The following is a 21685-nucleotide window of genomic DNA, read 5'->3' on the forward strand; positions in this document are numbered from 1 at the left end:
CTTTTCAAATTTTTACTCAAATACTTAAATTTATATTTTTTATATACTATTCATAAATTTTATGATTATTTTTAATAAAACTTACTTATAATAAAATTAATCTTAACTTTAAATAATAAAAGGAGTCATTTCTATGAGTAAAATGAAACATATATCTGATTTAAAAAATGTTCAAATGAAATCCTGCAGTAAATATGCTAAAAACTCTAAAGAGCCTAACGATGGATACTTTATAGAAAAAGATTTAAATGATAGCTTTAGTTCAGAAGGAACTGTAAGATATGGCGAAGAACAGGATGTTGACGATTTATAAAGTAATTAATATTTAAAACTCTTAAAACAGTATAAAATATAAAAAATAAGGTATAAGAAAACTATATAATAGTGTTCTTATACCTTTAAAAACTTTATTTAGTTAATTATTTACATAAATTGAATTATTTCACACTTTTAAAAAGTTAAAACTTTATATTCTTTAAACAAGCTAAAAACTTCTAATAAGTCCCTAGTAACTATAATTTCATCATTTTCAGTAACAATTATTCCACTTATATTATGCTTTCTCATAAATTCAAGAGCCTTATTTTTTCCCATAATAAAAAGTGGGGTTGAAAGTGCATCCCCTTCAATAGAATCATTGCTTACTACTGTAACACTCTTTAAATCTGATTTAACTGGATATCCATTCTTAGGATTTAGTATATGATTATACATTTCACCATTATACATAAAAGCTCTTTCATACCCTCCAGAAGTTACTATTGATTTATCTTTAACTAATATACTACATATAACATCCTTACTATGTTTTTTAGGTTCATATATTCCTACATTCCATAAGTTTTCTTCACCTTTAGAACCTAAAACCTTTATATTCCCACCTATATTTATTACAGCAGATGCAACATTATTATTCTTATAAAATTCTATTATCTTATCTGCTATATACCCTTTAGCTATTCCACCTAAATCTATTTGCTGATTTTCTCTTAATAACATTACAGATAAATTACTTTCGTTTAAAACTACATCTTCATAATCTACTAAAAAAAGTTTTTTATTTACTTCTTTATTTGTTAAAAATTTAGGTTGCTGGCTATTGATTGCCCATTCTTTTACTAAAGGGGCTATAGTTATATCGAATATTCCATTAGTTAATTTTGAATAGTGCTCTGCTACTTTTAATATTTCAAAGGTATCCTTAGATATTCTAGTAAAACACTTTCCTGCATTTTTATTGATTTTACTTACCTCACTATCACTTTTAAAAAAGCTAAGCATATCTTCAAATTTATTCATAAAATTCGTTGTCTTTTTAGCTATTTCATAAACTTTATCTTTTGCTAAATTTTCGATTTCATTATTATATTCTATTTTCTGATATACTTTAGTATTAAATATAAAATCTTCCTTTTCTAAATATCCCTTCATATAAAAATCTCCCATAAAGATATTCTAGTATTTGTATTTAAATGCTATTTAATAATACTACCAATCCTATAAATCTACTATGTACTTATCTTCTTGCTTTACTTAAAGCTTCATTTACAGCATTTATTATTCCATTGCTTGTAAGTGTTGCACCTGATACTATATCAACATTTGTACTTTGGCTTGCTGTAATTCTATATGGAATCAATTCAAGAGCTTTATCACAAATTCCTATAGTTTCGTTATGACTAACTACTGTAACTCTTGCTATTTGATCTAAATATATATCCACCTTTACCTCTAATCCTACCTCACGTCCTGTTGCCGTTCCTGTATATGAACCATCATAATATGTTAAGCTCGGTTCCGGTATAACTGGTGGTATTTCTACAGCAGACTCATCCCCTTTATCTGGTTCTATACCCCCTCCATCCGATGGCTTTTCTACATTAGATTGGTTATCTCCACTTGGTGTACTAGGATTAATTGTATTATTTGAATTTCCACTATTTGAACTTCCTGTATTTGTATTAGTATTTGTATTAATTCCATCTACTGTATTTACATTTCCGTCAGTAATACTATCCTCTGTAGAATTATTATTTATATCAGAACTTTCAATCTGATGATTATCATCATTCTCATTATGTACTTCTTCATTTACTTCATTTTCATTATTTTTTATTTCTTCTTTATTATTATCTTTATTTTCATTATTTTTATTTTCAGCATTATCTACTAATTCAACACTATCGTTTTTATCACTTTTAGCCCCAACTTTTTCCTTTTCCCCATCAAAATTCATAAACATAGCTGCAGCAACAGAACTTACTATTACTCCACAAACTGTAGCTGCTATAACTTTATTTTTACTATTTTTCATAATTATTCCCCCTACTATTATTGTATTTATAAAATTAGCTCTGATAAATATATGTTTATATAAATAATAATCTATATTATAAACTATATCTACCAGAGCTTGCCACATAATTAAATTTTTACAATTTTAAAGGAACAAAAAACATTTCATTTTTAATTTCACTTATAAACCCGCCAATTCCATATACATTATTAAGTAAATCAATATTTATTACTTCATTTACTTTTCCTGAAGCAATAGTTTTACCATTTTTCATTATTATAGCATTATGACTATATTTAATTGCCTGATTTATATCATGTAAAACCATAAGAACAGTTAGTCCCTCTTCCTTATTCAATTCTTTTACAAGTTCTAATATTTCTATTTGATGATAAATATCTAAATACGTTGTCGGCTCATCTAAAAATAAAATCTCACTTTTTTGTGCTAAAGCCATAGCTATAAAAACTCGTTGCCTTTCACCGCCTGACATACTCATAACAGCTTTATCCTTCAAATTTTCAAGTCCAGTTCTTTTTATAGCCCACTCTATTATTTCTTCATCATCTTTATTATTACCTTGGAAATATTTTTTGTGTGGTATTCTTCCATAAGCAACTAGTTCTTTCACGGTAATATCACTTGGGACCTCATTTTGTTGATGAACTGTTGCAATTTCCTTTGCTAAATCTTTATTTCTTAAGCTTTTTATTGACTTTCCTTTAATACTTATATCTCCAGAAATAGGTTTATTTAATCCAGCAAATATACCTAATAATGTTGATTTTCCACTTCCATTAGGTCCTAATATAGTTGTTATTTTTCCTTTTTCAACATTAACATTTAATTCTTTTATAAATTCTTTATCCTTGTCATAAGAGAACTCTAAATTTACTGCTTTTATCATTATTTTAAGTCACTCCTTCTTAAAAGATATAAGAAAAATGGTGCTCCAAATATACACGTTACTACCCCTACAGGAATTTCATTAGGTCTCATAGCCATTCTGCCTACTGTATCTGCAAATAATACTAAAAACGCTCCAACTATTCCACTACAAGGAATTAAATATTTATGGTCAGAACCTATTATTATTCTACATATATGTGGAACTACTAAACCTACAAAAGATATTACTCCTGCTATTGCTGTTGATATACTAGCTAAAAACACCGCTACAGCAGTAACTATTATCATATATATATTAGAATTAAATCCTAGACTTTTAGCATTTTTACTTCCAAGAGCTAATATATTACATACTTTACTTAATAGTATTGCTGCTAATATCCCTATAGTAGAGTAAATCAATAATATATTTACATTACTCCAATTAACTGTTGCTAAACTTCCCATCATCCATTTTTGAATATTACTTGCTCCTAATCCTGCACTTACTGTAATCATAGATGAAAATCCACCTAATAATGCATTACAAGCAGCTCCTGCCAATACTATTCTTATTGGCGATAATCCATTTTTATATGCCATAAAGTAAATTATCATGCAACAAACTAATCCGCCAAAGAAACCAAAAATAGGTCTAAGGTTAGTTACACTAGGTATAAAAACCATAAAGAATACAGTAACCACACAAGCTCCTGATGATATTCCTGTTATATATAGATCTGCTAATGGATTTCTTATTACAGCTTGTAATAAAACCCCTGCAATTGCCAAATTTGCTCCAACTAATATTGCAATAATTACTCTAGGCATTCTTAAGTCTTTTATAATTCCAATATTTCCATCTGATTGTCCTAAAAATATCCCTTTAATAAGTTCTCTAAATGTAATATTAATACTACCTAACTTTAATGATACTAATACAGTTACTAATAGAATTAATATCGATAGAACTATAAATGATATTTTAAATTTTTTATTTGAAACTTTCATAATTATTCTCCATCACCATGAACTATATCACTTAATATATCTAATCCCTCAATAACATTAAGTTTTGCACTCATTCCAAAGTATTCACTATCTAAATAAATTACATTACCATCTTTAACTGCATTTATATTTTGCCATGCAGAATCACTTGCCATTTCAGCTTCTAATGCTGCTTTTGTTTCTTCTGGCATTGCATGTACCATAACTAAAATCTTATCTGGATTTAGCATAGCTAAATCTTCTTTATTATAAGTAGTAAATGATGTACTATTATCTTCAACTATATTTCTTCCACCAACTAATTCAACTAAACTTCCTATATAGGATTTTGATGTTGCTATCATTGTTGAACCTGGTGCAGCAAATAAAAGTAAAATATCTGGATTTTCTATGGTTTCTGCTTTTTTCTTAACTTCTATCTCTTTGTCTTCTAAATCTGTTAGTAATACTTCAGCTTCTTCTTTTTTATTAAATCTTTCTCCTAATAAGCTTATTGCGTCCTTCAATCCATCTAAACTTTCTAAAGAAACAAATTCACTTGGAATGTTATTTTGCGTAAATAGCTCCATATAATCTGATCCTAAAGTATCAACTGATACTACAACTGTTGGATTTAATGATTTAATTATTTCTAAATCTGGACTCATTGGATTTCCAATCTCAACTGCTCCTTCTGTGCTTTCCGGTAATTCATAAGATGTACTTGGAACTCCTGATACCTTAACCCCTAAAGCATCTAATATTTCTGTAACTGCTACCGATGTTGCAACAACTATCTCTTCACCATCAGCATTAACCGCTACATTTTTATTTTCACTACTTTGTGAACTACAACCCACCATATTAAATCCGATAATTGCACTAGCTATTATAGATATAATTCTTTTACACTTCATAATTATTTAAACTCCTTACATAACCTTTATGCACTCTTTTTTTTAGCTTTTATAATAGTTAAACCTACTATAAGTAATACTATAACTACACCTAATCCTATTACTATAGGCTTTATATTATCTGAATTATCACTACTATCAACTATGTTATTCTCATTCTCTATATTTAATTCTTCTGTAGTTACATCTGCATCTACATCTGCCTCTTCTATTGTATTTACTTCACTATTGTCTTCTTCAACTATTTCTTCAATTAAAGTTAAAGTTTCCATTTTAGGTATTACTTTAAATTGAACATCTCTTTCCATAGGCCCCACATAAATAAGTGCATCCATGTCAGCATCTACTTTATCAACTTCTATATTTAGCTTAACAATTCCATCTTCACTATTCTCTTCTACTATTTCAACAACTGCATCTTCTCCATTAAGCTTCATTCTATAGTTCTCCATATAATTACTTCCAGAAAAACCCACAGTATAAATTATGTGATCTTTAGTTACTTCAACAGTCATTGTTGGTAATAAATACGTTCTTGACATTGCCATACCTGTTTCTGATTCATGATAAACATCATTTTCAACTTCATATATTCCACTTTTTATATCACTTGCATGAACATTTATAGTTCCAATTGTTAAAAACATTCCTAAAAACATCATTGCCATTATAACTTGTCTAAATTTATTATTTTTTTTCATCTTATTACCTCTTTTTCATAAATTATTTAAAAAATATAAATTATTACTAATATTCTTTAACGTAAAAATTGAAAACTGAATAATGAAAATGTTTTTTCATTTTCATTACCAATTTTCAATTTTTTATATTATCCTATATTTTAAAATTATCTTCTTTTCTTTAATAATACAGCTCCTGCAGATGTCATTAATAATCCTAATCCAGCTACTGAACCAGCTCCAGCTGCCGCACCTGTATTTGGTAACTTTTCTACCGTATATTCTTTAATAAATGTTAAAGTATCTTCTAATAATTCAACTCCGAATTCAACTTCTCTAGCCATTGGAACTACGTAAGTTTTAACTTTTATACTATCATTTAAGCTTGAAACTGCAAATCTTACATATGTTTCATCACCGTTTGTGCTTTTACTTGCGCTTACTTTTGATCCATTAACATATATTTCGTGATTTTGCATGAATTCTGCACCTGTAAATGTTAATGTAACATAATAAGTTCCTTCTATCTCTTCAACTTTTGAAGTTGAACTTAAATATTTTCTAGCCATATTTCTTCCAGTTTCACTTTCATGGCTTACACTATTTTGAATAGAGTATAATTTACCTTTAACTACTGTTATTTCTTGCTCAGTATTACTTGTGCTTCCGTTACTTACACTACCATTATTACTTGAACCTGATGTTGTTCCTTCTGTTGTACTTCCAGTTGTTCCCCCTGTTGTTCCTCCAGTTGTTCCTCCAGTTGTTCCATCTGCAACTAATTTTAATGTATCTTCTAATACATTAACTCCAAATTCAACATTGCTTCCCATCATAGAAACATAAGCTGAAACTTTTATTGAATCTTGTAAGCTTCCAACAGCAAATCTTAAACTAACAATATTCCCATTTACAGTTTTAGTTGTATCTACTTTATTTCCATTAACATATATTTCATGATTACTCATCATAGTTGAACCCATATTTGTAAATGTTAATGTAACATATTTCTTTCCATTTACATCTTCAACTTTTAATGTATCTTCTATTGCTTGTTTTGCCATATTTAATCCAGTAGAATTTTCATGAATTACTTCTAGTTTACCTGTATAAACTTTAGTGCCTGCATTTTCGATTGTTCCATTATTTGAACTACCGTTATTCGAATTGTCATTTCCTGTATTTCCACCATTATTGTCTGGATTTATTGGTGTTTCTTCCTCTCCATTACTTCCTGAATTATCTGAAGAGTTATCTCCTTTATATTCTGTTAGTTCTCCCTCATGTAGTAAATCAATGTCTACCTTATGTAGCTTTCCTGGGAAAACCTCTTCTGGAAGATTCTCATTATAGTAAGTTAGATTAACATTAATTCTTGTATATAATAAATCCGTTGATTCACTATCAAAACTTATTGATCCATCTTCATTTTTTACAAATTCAACTTCTTGTCCATCTACTGTTATTGAATTTGTTGTCTTTACAGTTTCTAATCCTACCTTATTATATTTCATAGTTACAGTAATTTTTCCATCTTTAACTGTTACTATAGAATCTGTATCTATATAGTTTCTTATTGCACTATCATTATCTGTTCCTGTTTTTAATGTTTTATTTGTTATTTTATATATTCCATTTGCTAAAACATTTCCTTGATTTTCGTCATTGCTTCCTGAATCATTAGAAGAGTCCTTTATTAATTCTCCCTCATGTAGTAAATCAACATCTACTTTATGTAGCTTTCCTGGGAAAACTTCTTCTGGAAGGTTCTCATTATAGTAAGTTAAATTAACATTAATTCTTGTATATAATAAATCCGTTGATTCACTATCAAAACTTATTGATCCATCTTCATTTTTTACAAATTCAACTTCTTGTCCATCTACTGTTATTGAATTTGTTGTCTTTACAGTTTGTAATCCTGCTTCATTATACTTCATAGTTACAGTAATTTTTCCACCCTTAATTGTTACAATAGAATCTGTATCTATATAATTTCTTATTGCACTATCGCTGTCTGTTCCTGATTTTAATGCCTTATTTGATATTTTGTATGTTCCATCAGCCAAAATATTTTCTTGATTTTCGTTATCACTTTCTGAATTATCTATTGATGGACTTGCAATTGCATCAACTACCGTTGCTCCTACGGCTTGTACATTCGTTCCTAATACTGTAGTTGTTATCATTAATGATGCTAATAAACTACAAATCTTTCTTTTTAACATAACTATATCCCCCTATTTTCTCTTTAAAATTATTTTATTAGAATTGACATTCAAGTAATTTTCTTTCATAATAATTGATATTGATTATCATTTACTTGTTATATCTTATCATAACTTTTAGAATTACCTTTTAACTATTTTTATTTTTATTTTAACTATATTTAGTTAAATAGTAATTTCTATGTTATATAAAAATCACTCTAAAAGGAGGATACTTATTAATTTATGATCTCAACCATTTTTACAAACTTTTTTAATTGCTTATCATTGCCAACTGTAATTTTAAATAATACTTTTTCAACGGTTTTTACTTATAAATATGATTCCAATATAGAAAGTTCATTTTATTTATCACAAGCAATTGCAATTATAAAAAAATCAAATTATAATCCAGGAGCATTTACTATTAATATTCAAAAAAATATTACTTATAGTTGTATAATGTTTTATCATTATGATAATTTACCTATGTATATCTTAATAGGACCATATACATTAATTAAAGACGATTCAATATTCATGAAAAATAACATTTCATATATATCCGAATCTTCAATAAATGATACTATTAAATTGCATTCATATATTATAGATACCATTAAAAATAAATGTATACAGGAGCAACATTCTCCTTGTGTTAATCATGCAATCGAATATATAAAGCATAATTATACACAGGATATTTCCATAGATGACATTTGTAATGAATTAAATATAAATAAATGCTATTTCTGTAGTATTTTTAAAAAGGAAACAGGTCTAACCTTTATAAATTATTTAAACTCTTATAAAATTGAAAAAAGTAAAGAACTTTTAAAAAATACAAATTTATCACTGTTAGATATAGCTTTATCTGTAGGATTTAATAATCAAAGCTATTATAGTACTGTTTTCAAAAAGATAACCTGTAAAACCCCTCTAGAATTTAGAGAGGAAATTCTACCGTAATTATAAAAAAACACTTATAAGGATAGCATTAAATTTTTTATTTTAATCACTTCCTTATAAGTATTTTTAATTTTGTTTTTCTCTTTTTATAGTTCCCCATTTATATTTATTCTTTTTATATCCTATAAAAGCCGATGCTCTATATAGTGTTAAAAATTGTCTATAACCTATTCCTTCAAATATTGAAATTATCATCAGTCTAGCTATGACCTTTTTATTTATATCTTCTTTAAATGCATAAACTTGTAATAATATTGCCGAAATAGATATAGCTAAACTATATATTATAATAAATCCATAATAACATAATACAAATTTTAAATTAATTATTTTAAAAATAAATGATAAAAGTATAATAATCATTCCTACAACTTCAATAATGGGTGTTATCATTTCAAATAAAATGAAATATAACTTTGCAAGTAACCACCTTCTATTTAAAAATAAATTTTTATGTAGTGACATGCTATGTATTAATCCTATTTGCCATCTTCTTCTTTGTACCTTTAACCCTTTTAAAGTCTTTGGTGCTTGAGTATAGCAATTTGCATCTGGAGCATATGATATGTAGTACTCTTCTTTATTTTCTATAAACTTTTTATGTAGTCTCATTACAAGTTCCATATCTTCTCCAACAGTATTATTCTTATATCCACCAACATTAATTACATCCCTTTTTCTAAAAGCTCCAAAAGCTCCTGATATTATTAAATTCATATTTAAGATATTCCAAGTCATTCTATTAGTTAAAAAAGCCCTAAAATACTCTATCATTTGAAATGGTATTATTAATCCCTTTGGTGTATCTATTTTTGTTACTACTCCATTTTCTATGGTGAAAGCATTGGCAATTCTAATATTTCCTCCAACTGCTATAGTTTTTTTATTCTTCATAAATGGAACTATTATATTTCTAACTGCTCCTTTTTCTAATATAGAATCTGCATCAATTGTAATAAATATAGGGTACTTAGCATAATTTATTCCAACATTTAAAGCATCTGCTTTTCCTCCATTAACTTTATTTATTACTGTTATAAAAACATTGTTTACTTCACCCTTATATACAGATAAAATATCCTTTGTTTCTATACTCCTTTTCATGGGTTTATAAATATGCTTTAATTTATACTTTTGTTCAATAACTTCAAATGTACTATCTGTAGACCCATCATTAATAATTATAATTTCATACTGTTTATAATCTGTTGCTAATAAAGATTCTATAGTTTTACAAATAGTAACCTCTTCGTTATAAGCAGGTACTAATAATGAAACTGGAATATAATCAGCATTATAATCTAAATTGAAATTATTTATAAATCCCCTAAATTTTATATGTTTATCAAAACTTAAAGCTGATGATATTACAAATATAAAAAACACAAAAAACATTATAGCCACATATATAAGAACTATATTATCAAAAAAATATATAATATCTTCAAATTTCATACTTTCTCCTTAGTTGACTAACTCTTTTATTGATAAATCGTAATCTATTGAACTATCTAATAAATACTTTTCTAAATTATCTACTTCTGATAAAATGGTTAACATTGCATCAGAGGCATACTTATCTTTCCCATATATAATACTTAAAATTTTCTCCTTATCTTTTATTAAATTATATAAACTCTTAGCAGAATTTTGCCTTACATACCAATTTTCATCTGTTAATGCTTTTTCTAATACTACTATTACATCTTCATCCTCGCAATAACTTCCTAATGAAACTACACTTAATGCTCTAATTTCCCATTCTTCACTTCTAGATAATAAAATTAATTCACTTTTTATGTTCTCGTCCTTAATATCTATCAAATATTTTATACATGCAATTTTTATTTCTTTATCTAAATATTTTTCTTCCAATAATTTCAGTACTATATCTTTAACTTCTATATATCTATTTTCTTTAAAATACTTTAGTATAATCTCAGAAAATTTATTATTGCTATGGTTATTTAATAGTTCTCTTTCGAATCTCCTATTTAATTCTTTTACATTTCCTTCAAATGAATTTATGCTGTCTATTAATACCTTCTCATGAATTACTGAAGTAGAATTTATTATTTTAATTAACCCCTTTATAAAGTAATCAATATTCCCTAGCTTACTTAAAGTTCTTAAAGAATCTATTTGTATATAAATAGAATTATCAGTACACCTCTCAATTATATAATCATAATATCCATCAATTTTAAATTCACCTATATACTTTATTTTATATGCTATATCATATTCTTGCTCTTGCCTAGACTTTAAAACTTCTCCTAAAATATCACTTTTATTAACAAATTCAATTATTATCTTTTTCTCCTCATTTAACCTCATTATTAAATTTTCGCATAAATACCTTGCATTTAATTTTCTTTTACTTTTCTTTTTTATTTTATTTATAGCATCAACATCTATTTTTTTATTATATTTAAAATTATCTAATTCATTTGAAATACTTACACCTAAAGTTCTATCTAATTTTTTAAGTTTTTTATTCGTTCTATTCTCATTTAAAATTTTATATCCAATATATATGTACATGCTAAACAAATAATATAGGCATATTATCATAATATAAAAAACTTAGTTTTAACACATATATACACCCCATTTCTTTAGTTTAAAATTCTTTTAAAGCTTCTTTTAATATATAGTAGGATTCCTTTAACCTTTCATGATAGGTAGGATATATCCATTTATTCCAACTATACGCCTTCATATCTAATGCTTGTATTTGTTTCATATCTTCTAATACATAAACGCCTATATTTATCTTATTTATTTCTACATGATTTATTTCTCCTGATTTATTAAAATCATCTATTATCATTTTATTACTTGGATCACTTATATTTAGCATAAGCCATGGTATTCTTATTTCTATATCATCTCCATTTATAATAAAATCTGATAAAGAATTATATTCATTGCTATTAGGATTTCCATTTCCATAAATTAAATTTCCAACTTCAACATACTGAATTGGAATTATTTTGCCACTTTTCGGAAGAATAGATTCTCCTAATACTACTTGTCTTATTGTTTTAAAACTATTTATATCATTTGATTCATATCTAATCTCATTAAATAAAAAATCCGATACATCATAATAATCATTGATTAAAACTTTTGAGCTATCCTTACCTTTTATATCGATTATAAAATCAGCTTTTTCATTAAATATAACATCATAATTTTCTATAGTTGTACTTCCTGATTTTGGTGTTATATCTATTGGTATAAATATTTCATCTTTATCTAAATTTAAATTTTTCTTATTGACTCTAAAATATAAATATTCTTCATCACTTTTCATATATAATGTTATATTATCACTTTGAGAAACTATATCTTTTTTATTCCATTCATTTATCTTTCCATCTATATACGATACAGATTTTCTTTTTCCTGGTTCAAATGCTAAAAGTCCAAAATACTCTTCATTTGTCATTCTATCTCCCCAATAAGGTCTTGATTCCTGGACATCCATATCCATAGTATTCCAGGTCCTCTTAAACCATTCATCTTGCCATGAAAATACTATTGCTCCCGCATATCCTTCATCATATATGTCATTTAACATTTCTACATTCATCTCACCTTGATCTTTTTCACTAACTAACCCTTGATTAAATCCTCTACTTAAATCTTTATGAGTTATCCCTCTAGAACTAGGTACTCCAAATTCTGATACAACTATCGGTACTGTATGATAACTTTTTAAATCCCTTAAGTATGCTTTATAAGAATTTTTATTTCCATCTTCATCTAAAAACTCTATATAATCTGAATCATAATTTAAAAAGTCAGGATAATAAGGATATATATGATATGATGCAAACAATCCACTTTTAAAACTATCCTTTGCTTTTATATTCTCAGTATTAATATCAGCAATTCTATTATCTTCATCAACATCATTCTCATGATCAATAGGATCTGTAGTAAGCCAATTAGTAAATGCTATTGGCTTTTGCATATTATAAATTTTACTTTCATAATCTATAGCATGATTTCCTGCTTGTGCAAAAAACATCTCAATTGCACTTGCATTATTTGTATATAAATACTCTCCATCAAAATCATCCATTTCAACATTTATTTCATTAGTTGATTTTACAAAGTATGGATCCCATTCTATCCCTAAAATATATCCAATAACATAAGGTGATATATCTTTTGTATATTTTCCGTATCCTCTTCCTAATACCTTTTCAGTTTCTGCATTTCCATGGATAACATCTATTATAGTTGCTATTTCATTATTAAAACTATTTTTTATATTTGGACTAAATGCATTCATTTCTTCTAACATAAGTTCTTCATCAATCCAAACACCATGTATTATATAAAGTGGGTCTATCCTATATCTATTAAATTCAAATAATGCCTCATAAAATTCTGGCATTTGTAATGTATAAACTCTTATTACATTTGCATTCATTTCTTTTATTTGTTTAAACCATCTTAAATAATCATCTTTGGTTATTCCAAATTCTCCTGGGAAATATCCTGGCTTAGAAGCCCCTATATTCACTCCCTTTAAAAAAGTAGTTTTCCATTTACCATTTATATATATATCAAAATTAGTATTATTAGTTCTAGCTACTTGTTGACTACTTCTTCACTGCTTATATTAATTTTATTTCTAATTAAATATCCATAGTTAAATATACCTATTATAAGAATTAATATTATAGTTACTATTTGTAAATACCTTTTCATATTCCCTCCTTAGTTACTTATTCATTATACCTATACAAATCATTCTATAAGTTCTACAAAGATTCTATAAATCCTTTTATTTTTTGATATATTAAGTACATTGATTTCTTTTCAAATTGATATTCTTAAAAATAATAAACATCAAATTTGTTTTTTAATAATCATATTTATTATACACAAAAAAGGAATTCAAATATGAATTCCTTTACCTTTATAAAAAATAGTATCAAAATTTATTTGAATACCTTACTTTTACTTATAAATAAAATATTAAATCTATTAATATTTTATTCTATTTTATGTCCTGTATTTTCAATACAATCTCTAATTTCTTGAGCAGTTGCTGGCTCATTATAAATTACTTCAACACTTCCACGAGCCATATCTACACAAACATTATTTACACCATCTACTTTTTCAAGTGCATTTTTTATTTGAGTTTTTATATTTTCATTTGCTATACCATTTACTATATAATGTTGTCTTTCCATGAATACTACTCCTTACATTTAAATTATATAAATAGTATTCTCAAAATTTTATTATATTATTAGGTTATCTTAATTTAACCTTTTCGCTTTCATAATAATTTACTGAATATCTGTTTGAACTATTTTTTAAATATTCAATCTCCTTCTGTACTTCATTTAAGTTTTTAAAACTTCTATAACACAGCTCTATAATTTCATCATCTGCTTCTTTTAAATCTACAACATGTATTGAAGTTATTTCTGCATTAAATGCTGCTTTAATACCAGCTGATGAATCTTCTATTACAATACAATCATTAGGACTCATAAAAAGTTTTTTTGCCGCCTTTAAAAATATTTCTGGATTGGGTTTAGTTTCTTTAATATCATCTTTAGTAACTATGGCATCAAAATATTTTTCAATATCAGCTTGTCCTAATTGTTGCAATGCTCTATTCCTTGTTGCTGAAGTTGCTAATGCTATTTTATATTTATTTTCTTTTAAATATATTAATAATTCATTTGCTCCTTTTTTTAATGGAACCCCTTTATCTATTACTATAGCTAAATTTTCATCTTTTTCCTTATACATTGCATCTATAGGCAAATCATTTCCAAAATAATTTAAAAAAGTTTTTTTTACATTTTCTCTGCCAGTACCTAATACAGATGAATATATTTCCTTTGTCATAGTATATCCATACTTTTCAAAAACCTTACTCCATACATCAAGATATACATTTTCTGTATCAAATAAAACTCCATCCATATCAAATATCACGGCTTTTGCTTTTTCAATATGTTTCTTCATTATTTTCCTCTTTCAGTTTATAGTTATTTATCATTAATTAATTTTTATCTGCAATAAATTCCAACCCTATTTGACTTCTTACATTATCCATTATTTTCATTACTATTTTTGAATTCTCTAAAGAATTTATATTAGATTCTTTTTTATTATTAATTATAAGATTTACAAACTCATCTATTTCATAACACATACTATCTTCTTGGTTAGTAGATAGTTCTTCAATATTTCCATCTTTATAGACTATCTTTACAGAATTAACTTCATTAATTTTATCTATTATCATAGTCCCTTCTTCACCTTGTATTTCTGTTGGCAAATATGAATTTGATATCTTAGAATATATTACACTACCTTCCATTTCATCATATTTAAATATAACTGATCCTTCACCATCTACTCCTGATTCAAGCATATAACTAGTTGCTTTTATTTCTTTAGGCTCTCCAAATAAAGTAATCATTGGATAAATAGTATATACTCCTATATCCATCAATGCTCCATTACTTAATTCTCTTTTGAATGCATTTAAAACTACTCCTTCTCTATACTTATCATACCTGGAGGAATATTTACAAAAGCTCGAAAAATATCTTCTTATCTTCCCTAATTTATATATATTTTCCATAACAATTTTAAAATTTGGTGTAAGTGTAGTTCTCATTGCTTCCATTAAAACTACATTATTTTCCTTAGCTACTTTTATCATTTCTTCTACTTCTTTTATATTAGAAGCAAATGCTTTTTCACATAAAACATGTTTTCTATTTTTCATAAATATAATTGCTTGTTTAGCATGAAAACTATTAGGTGATGCTATATAAACTGCATCTATTTCATCACTTTTTGCCATTTCTTCTAAACTTGTAAAAATAGTTTTTACACCATACTTATCAGCAAATTCTCGTGCAGTTTCTTCTTTTCTTGAATATACTGCTGCTAATTTAAACTTCTCTACTAACTTAGCTCCTTTTAAAAATACCTGTGTAATTTCACTTGTTCCTATAACTCCAAATCTAATTATTCTATCATCCATATTCATACCCCATAATTAATTTTTCTTAAATACATATAATAAACTTAATAATGTAAATACATTATAACATATTTATATTTCATTATTTTTTAATCATATATCTTTTCTACATACTAATACTATTTATTTAAATTTAAAAATATCAATTTCAGACAAGTATAAAATTCTATTTAAAAATAAGAGCAATCTCATTAATAACAAATTTATAATTGTATTAATTATCAAATAATCTATAATAAAAAACTTATAAACTTTTATTAAATTACAATATAAAAATAGCAAATGAAATAACATATTAAAGTATTATTTCATTTGCTATTTTTTTAAATATATATATCTGAAAGCTCTATTTTTATATTTTGTCTAATTTTATCCTCTAAATTAAAATTATTCTCTTCTTCTATTACTTTTCTAGGTATTTCAACCACAAATTTACTTCCTTTATTAATTTCTGAAAAAACTAAAATTCTTCCTTCATGAAGATCTACAAAGCATTTTACAATAGATAACCCTATACCACTACCTTCATTTTTCCTACAAAAAGTATTATCTACACGAATAAACCTTTCAAATATTCTATCTATATCTGTGTTTTCAATGCCTATTCCATCATCTTCTATACTTATTTCTAGTATCTCTTCAGTAAATTTTAGTTTTACTTCAATATTTCCATTATCCTTTGAAAATTTTATAGCATTTGATAATAAATTTAATATAATTCTCTCAATTTTATTAACATCAACTGCCATTACAACTTCTTCTTCATTTGTATCAAATATTATATTCAAATTTTTATGTTCAGCATATGGTACTATTGATAAAACTAAATCTTCTATCAAATTTACAATATTAGTATTTTTAATTTCTAATTGTAAATCATTCACCTCAGACTTCTCTACATCAATAATATTATTTAAAAGTCTTATTAATCTATAACAATTTTCTTTTATAATACCATAATTTTTAGTATCTCCGTCTATATTTTTTATTTCTGCAAGATGTATAGCTGATAAAATTACGTTTATTGGTGTTTTTAATTCATGACTTATGTTAGATATAAAATGAGTTTTTAATTTATTTGCTTCCTCTGCCTTATGCATTGCCTTTAATATTTTTTTCTCATAATTTTTTTCATATTTAATATATAACATTAATGTTATAACTATAGAAATTAAAGCCATACCTCCAATAATTATTCCTATAATAATATACTTATACTCTTTTAGTATATCAATTGGGTCATTTATAATCTCAGCCTCCTTAGGTAAATCTCTTACTTTTACTGAGAATTTTTTCAAAGCAGTATAATCAAATATATATTTATTTGTACTATCATCTAATATATTTAACATCTTAGGATCATCGCCATTAATCATCCCTAAAACTATTTTTCCAACTTTTTCACCTTGATTAAAATAATCAATTACTTTTCCACCGATACTACCTTCTCCCCAAAAACAACTTGAAGCATTATATATTGGCGTATTTGGAGAGTTTTGAACTATTAATTTATTAAATTCTAAATAGCTTAAATCTTGGTCTCTTAATTTATTAGGATAAATCACAATTATTGCATCTCTTCTAGTTAATTTTGATAACTTATTTTCAAATTCTTCAAGAGATAGTTTTTTTGTACTAATATTTTCATAAGTAAACTCATTATATTTTTTAATAATATCATTATTAAATTCATCATTATCTATAAATATAATTCTATCTATATTTTTATGAATTTCTCTTATGATTTTTATATTATCCTCAATTGTTTCAAACTCTTTAACACCAGCTACCAAATCATGTTCTATAGCACTTTTTATAATTCTATCATCTTTCACGCCTAAAAACGCAACTGGCATACTTTTAAATAAACTCTCTCTATATTTTAAACAAAATTCTAAAGCTTTATCATCAGCCGCTATAATAGCATCAAATCCTCCATAACTTTCAATATTATAGCTTATTAATCTATAGAACTTTTCTTCTTGTTCCTTATCATTACTACAAGGTATATCCATATGTTCAATCCTTATGTTAACATTATTATTCATTCCTTCTTTTATACCTCTTATTTGATCATTGAAATTCTCCGAGTTATAGTCGCCAGAAGTAATAAATAATACATTTAATTTATTCATTTGTTTTTCAGCTGCATAAATTTTTGTTGGTGCACAAATCAATATTAAAATTATGCTTATTACTAAACAAATCTTAATCTTTAGTCCTTTCATCAATTTCTCCTGTTCAATAAAATTATATAAACAGTATTATACTACATTTTTTCTATTTTTTATATATATTATCCAAAATTACCATAATACTACCTACTCTTATATTATTTGCAACACTTAAATTCTATTAATTATCTATTGATGTTCATACATAAACTTTAATTTTCTATTTGCTATATAGATATTCACGTGTTAAAGGCAATTTATTATTTACACCTTTTGTAAATAATATTTGATGTAAATCAATTACCCCATTATTGAATGTTGCTGCACAAGAGCATAAATATAAACTCCACATTCTAATAAATCTTTCATCAAACATCTCTTTTACTTTATCTATATTGTCACTAAAATTCTTATACCACTCTAGTAATGTCTTTGTGTAATGCAATCTTAAGCTCTCTATGTCTATTGTATGATAATCATACTCTGCCGAAATATTTATAATTTCTCTTAATGAAGGAATAACACCACCTGGGAATATGTATTTCTTTATAAATGCATCACCTTCTGATTCTTTTAAACCACTTATATAATGTAATAAAAATACTCCGCTCTCTACTAATACTGAATCTACATTTTCAAAAAACAAATTATAATTAGGACGCCCCACATGTTCAAGCATTCCAACACTAACGACTCTATCAAAGGTTAAATGTGATTTTTTTAAATCTCTATAATCCATAATTTTAACTTCTAACAAATCTTCTAAATGTTCTTCTTTTATTCTTTCACTAAACTTTTTATATTGTTCTTCACTTAATGTTATACCTAATCCCCTTACTTTATATTGTTTAGCTGCCTCAATCAATAAAGTTCCCCAACCACAACCTATATCTAATAATGATTGGCCTTCTTGTAAATTCAATTTTTTTAATATGTGATTAATTTTATTCATTTGAGCTTCTTCTAATGAATCATTTTCATTTTTAAAATATCCACAAGAATAACTCATAGTTTTATCTAACCAAATACTATAAAAATCATTACCTATATCATAATGCGAAGTTACTTCTTCTTTTTGCTTAGACTTATTTGTAACCTTATGAAATATTTGTGGTAATGCTTTATGATTAGTATTAAATTTATTTATGTATTTTAATATAGTGTTTAATACTAAAAATAAATCTCCATCAAATTCAACATCCCCATCCATATAAGCTTCTCCAAAAGCTAATGATGTACTATTTAACAATGCTTTCTTATCTATTGGTTTATTTATTAAAACCTTAAATTGTGGCTCTCCATTTCCAATAAGAAGTTCTTCACCATCCCAAAAGTTTACCTGAAATGACTCTTCCTCAAAATTTTTTAAGAAAGTTTTTAAAAAAGTTTTTTCTAAATTCATATAACAACTCTCCTCTCTTGTTGTAGTATGAACATATTTTTATAAATTTAACCATTTATGTATAAATTAATAATAAATTATATTGTTAATTTATTATTTTATAGTAATATTACTAAAAATAAAATGGTGCTAAATTCAAAATAGCACCATTTTTCTAATGAAAATATATTCTAAATATTTTCTTCTCTATAAACTTCATAAGGTCTAGATGAATATACCTTATATATAAGTTGTCCATCAAATTCTAACATATCTTTCATCCTATCTACTATCCACTCTTCACTTATCATGTCTAATACAACATCTCTATCAAACCATCCTACTTCAACACTTTCTTCACTGGTCTTTAAACTTCCTCCTATTGCTGTTGCCAAAAAATCAAATATAACTTTAGTAGGTACAAATGTCTTATTATCCCAACCAATATATGACTTTGTATTGGAATAAACTCCAACTAACTTATCTACTTTTATTTCAATTCCTGACTCTTCAAAAACTTCCCTACTTACTCCTTGTATTAAATCTTCTCCATTTTCAATTTGTCCACCAGGAAATTCCCATCCCCTATGTGGATTTTTCACTAATAAAACCTCATTCTTTTGATTAGTAACTAATGCCCCTGCAGCTACTATATGTGTTGGAAATTTCATACTTACCCCTCACTTATATACCATATTTTGTAATAATATTTTATATCTTACCTTTACATAAATCAATGCTACAGATAAATAAGAATTTTATTGCTTTAATACTATCTTAATAAAATGTTTTTTCCCTATTTGAACTATAATTTCAGAAGTTTCTTTTATTGTCTCTAATGAAGTTATTTTTTCTCCATTTATTTTCACTCCACCTTGAGTTACTAATCTTCTAAATTCATTTTTACTCTTTGCTAATCCATTACTTACAATTATTTCTGCTAAATTAAAATTAGAAATTAGACATTCTACAGTTTTTATATCATCTGGTATTTGCCTCTTTTGAAACACTATTTTAAATCTCTGCTCTGCACTTTGAACTGCACATTTTCCATGGTATAATTCTACTATTTCTCTTGCAAGTTCTAATTTAACATCTCTTGGATTCATGCCATTTTCTAATGAATTCTTTATCTCATCAACCTTATCTGGATGAACATCTGTTACTAATTCAAAGTATTTAATTATTAAATTGTCTGGGATAGTCATAACTTTTTCAAACATAACTGCTGCATCTTCATCTATACCAATGTAATTTCCTAAGCTTTTACTCATTTTATTTATCCCATCTAGTCCTTCAAGTAATGGCATCATTATTGTAGTTTGCGGCTCTTGCCCAAACTCCTTTTGTAACATTCTTCCCATAAGTAAATTAAACCTTTGATCTGTACCTCCCAATTCAATATCAGCATTTAACTGTACAGAATCGAATCCTTGCATTAAAGGGTAGAAAAATTCATGAATTGATATTGGCATTTGATTTTCATATCTCTTTTTAAAATCTTCTCTTTCAAGCATTCTTGCTACTGTCATCTTTGAACCTAATTTTATTACATCTTCAAAATTCATCTTAGATAACCAGTCGCTATTAAACTTTACTTCTGTCTTTTCTTTATCTAAAACCTTAAAAATTTGTGTTTCATAAGTTCTTGCATTTTCTAAAACCTGTTCTGTTGTTAAAGCCTTCCTAGCTTGCGATTTTCCTGTTGGATCTCCTATTTTTCCAGTAAAATCACCTATTATAATTATAATTTTATGACCTAAATCTTGAAGTTGCTTAAGTTTTCTTAAAACTACAGTATGCCCTAAATGTATATCTGGAGCACTTGGATCTAATCCTAACTTTACTATTAATGTTTTATTCTTAGCTAACTTTTCCTTTAATTCATCTAAACCTATTATTTCATCTACACCTTTGGAAATTATTCTAATTTGTTCATCTATACTTTTCATTACTATTCCTCCTTTAAATATCTGTTATACTTTTTATAACAATTTACTTTTTTATTTGTTATTAATTATACTTAACTAAGTATTTAATTTTTTTCTTAATTGATGTGCACTTCAATTTAAGAAATTATATATATTTTAATTGCGCAATTATTTTTAAATATCGAGTAGGAGGAAAATAATTATTTTATT

General features: G+C 25.9%; 19 protein-coding genes. 2 read left to right on the top strand and 17 right to left on the bottom strand.

Features of this window, described 5'->3' with window-relative positions; translation table 11 throughout:
* Positions 1-133: 133 nt before the first annotated feature.
* The gene (locus HMPREF0216_RS03960; protein ID WP_005211438.1) at positions 134-313 is read left to right on the top strand and encodes a hypothetical protein; all 180 of its coding nucleotides are present in this window, start codon (positions 134-136) and stop codon (positions 311-313) included.
* A gap of 137 nt (positions 314-450) precedes the next feature.
* Here HMPREF0216_RS03960 and HMPREF0216_RS03965 read toward each other — a convergent pair whose 3' ends face one another.
* From HMPREF0216_RS03965 to HMPREF0216_RS03995, 7 genes are all read right to left on the bottom strand, one after another.
* On the bottom strand, positions 451-1431 hold the full coding sequence (locus HMPREF0216_RS03965; RefSeq protein WP_040418803.1) for an FAD:protein FMN transferase: 981 nt from the start codon (positions 1429-1431) through the stop codon (positions 451-453).
* 85 nt (positions 1432-1516) lie between these two features.
* On the bottom strand, positions 1517-2314 hold the full coding sequence (locus HMPREF0216_RS03970; protein WP_040418805.1) for an FMN-binding protein: 798 nt from the start codon (positions 2312-2314) through the stop codon (positions 1517-1519).
* 118 nt (positions 2315-2432) lie between these two features.
* The gene (locus tag HMPREF0216_RS03975) at positions 2433-3203 is read right to left on the bottom strand and encodes an ABC transporter ATP-binding protein (RefSeq protein WP_005211441.1); all 771 of its coding nucleotides are present in this window, start codon (positions 3201-3203) and stop codon (positions 2433-2435) included.
* A complete protein-coding gene (locus HMPREF0216_RS03980; protein ID WP_005211453.1) occupies positions 3203-4195 on the bottom strand; it encodes a FecCD family ABC transporter permease in 993 nt (330 codons plus the stop codon). The genes HMPREF0216_RS03975 and HMPREF0216_RS03980 overlap by 1 nt, the downstream gene beginning before the upstream one ends.
* 2 nt (positions 4196-4197) lie before the next feature.
* Positions 4198-5091, bottom strand: a complete 894-nt coding sequence (gene isdE, locus HMPREF0216_RS03985; RefSeq protein WP_005211454.1) for a heme ABC transporter substrate-binding protein IsdE — start codon at positions 5089-5091, stop codon at positions 4198-4200.
* A gap of 26 nt (positions 5092-5117) precedes the next feature.
* A complete protein-coding gene (locus tag HMPREF0216_RS03990) occupies positions 5118-5792 on the bottom strand; it encodes an NEAT domain-containing protein (RefSeq protein ID WP_005211455.1) in 675 nt (224 codons plus the stop codon).
* Positions 5793-5938: 146 nt separating this feature from the next.
* Complete coding sequence (locus tag HMPREF0216_RS03995; protein ID WP_005211457.1) at positions 5939-7999, bottom strand: NEAT domain-containing protein; 2061 nt, start codon at positions 7997-7999, stop codon at positions 5939-5941.
* A 225-nt stretch (positions 8000-8224) separates the two neighbouring features.
* Here HMPREF0216_RS03995 and HMPREF0216_RS04000 point away from each other — a divergent pair, with 225 nt between their 5' ends.
* On the top strand, positions 8225-8947 hold the full coding sequence (locus tag HMPREF0216_RS04000) for a helix-turn-helix domain-containing protein (protein ID WP_051040658.1): 723 nt from the start codon (positions 8225-8227) through the stop codon (positions 8945-8947).
* A gap of 66 nt (positions 8948-9013) precedes the next feature.
* Here the strand turns inward: HMPREF0216_RS04000 and HMPREF0216_RS04005 are convergent, their stop codons facing one another.
* From HMPREF0216_RS04005 to tyrS, 10 genes are all read right to left on the bottom strand, one after another.
* Positions 9014-10402: a glycosyltransferase family 2 protein gene (locus HMPREF0216_RS04005; protein WP_005211461.1), complete on the bottom strand. Its 1389-nt coding sequence runs from the start codon at positions 10400-10402 to the stop codon at positions 9014-9016.
* A gap of 9 nt (positions 10403-10411) precedes the next feature.
* Positions 10412-11491, bottom strand: a complete 1080-nt coding sequence (locus HMPREF0216_RS04010) for a HEAT repeat domain-containing protein (protein ID WP_005211468.1) — start codon at positions 11489-11491, stop codon at positions 10412-10414.
* A 79-nt stretch (positions 11492-11570) separates the two neighbouring features.
* The gene (locus HMPREF0216_RS04015; protein WP_005211470.1) at positions 11571-13487 is read right to left on the bottom strand and encodes a hypothetical protein; all 1917 of its coding nucleotides are present in this window, start codon (positions 13485-13487) and stop codon (positions 11571-11573) included.
* A 475-nt stretch (positions 13488-13962) separates the two neighbouring features.
* Positions 13963-14166: a heavy-metal-associated domain-containing protein gene (locus tag HMPREF0216_RS04020; protein WP_005211474.1), complete on the bottom strand. Its 204-nt coding sequence runs from the start codon at positions 14164-14166 to the stop codon at positions 13963-13965.
* Between the two features lie 64 nt (positions 14167-14230).
* Positions 14231-14956: an HAD family hydrolase gene (locus HMPREF0216_RS04025; protein ID WP_005211475.1), complete on the bottom strand. Its 726-nt coding sequence runs from the start codon at positions 14954-14956 to the stop codon at positions 14231-14233.
* A 37-nt stretch (positions 14957-14993) separates the two neighbouring features.
* Positions 14994-15995, bottom strand: coding sequence for a Gfo/Idh/MocA family protein (locus HMPREF0216_RS04030; RefSeq protein WP_005211480.1), 1002 nt, complete (start codon positions 15993-15995; stop codon positions 14994-14996).
* Positions 15996-16312: 317 nt separating this feature from the next.
* Positions 16313-18217, bottom strand: coding sequence for a sensor histidine kinase (locus HMPREF0216_RS04035; RefSeq protein ID WP_005211481.1), 1905 nt, complete (start codon positions 18215-18217; stop codon positions 16313-16315).
* Positions 18218-18383: 166 nt separating this feature from the next.
* Positions 18384-19565, bottom strand: a complete 1182-nt coding sequence (locus HMPREF0216_RS04040; RefSeq protein ID WP_005211495.1) for an SAM-dependent methyltransferase — start codon at positions 19563-19565, stop codon at positions 18384-18386.
* A gap of 170 nt (positions 19566-19735) precedes the next feature.
* Complete coding sequence (locus HMPREF0216_RS04045) at positions 19736-20215, bottom strand: NUDIX hydrolase (protein ID WP_005211497.1); 480 nt, start codon at positions 20213-20215, stop codon at positions 19736-19738.
* A gap of 87 nt (positions 20216-20302) precedes the next feature.
* A complete protein-coding gene (gene tyrS / locus HMPREF0216_RS04050) occupies positions 20303-21496 on the bottom strand; it encodes a tyrosine--tRNA ligase (RefSeq protein WP_005211498.1) in 1194 nt (397 codons plus the stop codon).
* Between the last annotated feature and the right edge of the window lie 189 nt (positions 21497-21685).

It is taken from the genome of Clostridium celatum DSM 1785, assembly GCF_000320405.1.
Lineage (GTDB): Bacteria > Bacillota > Clostridia > Clostridiales > Clostridiaceae > Clostridium > Clostridium celatum.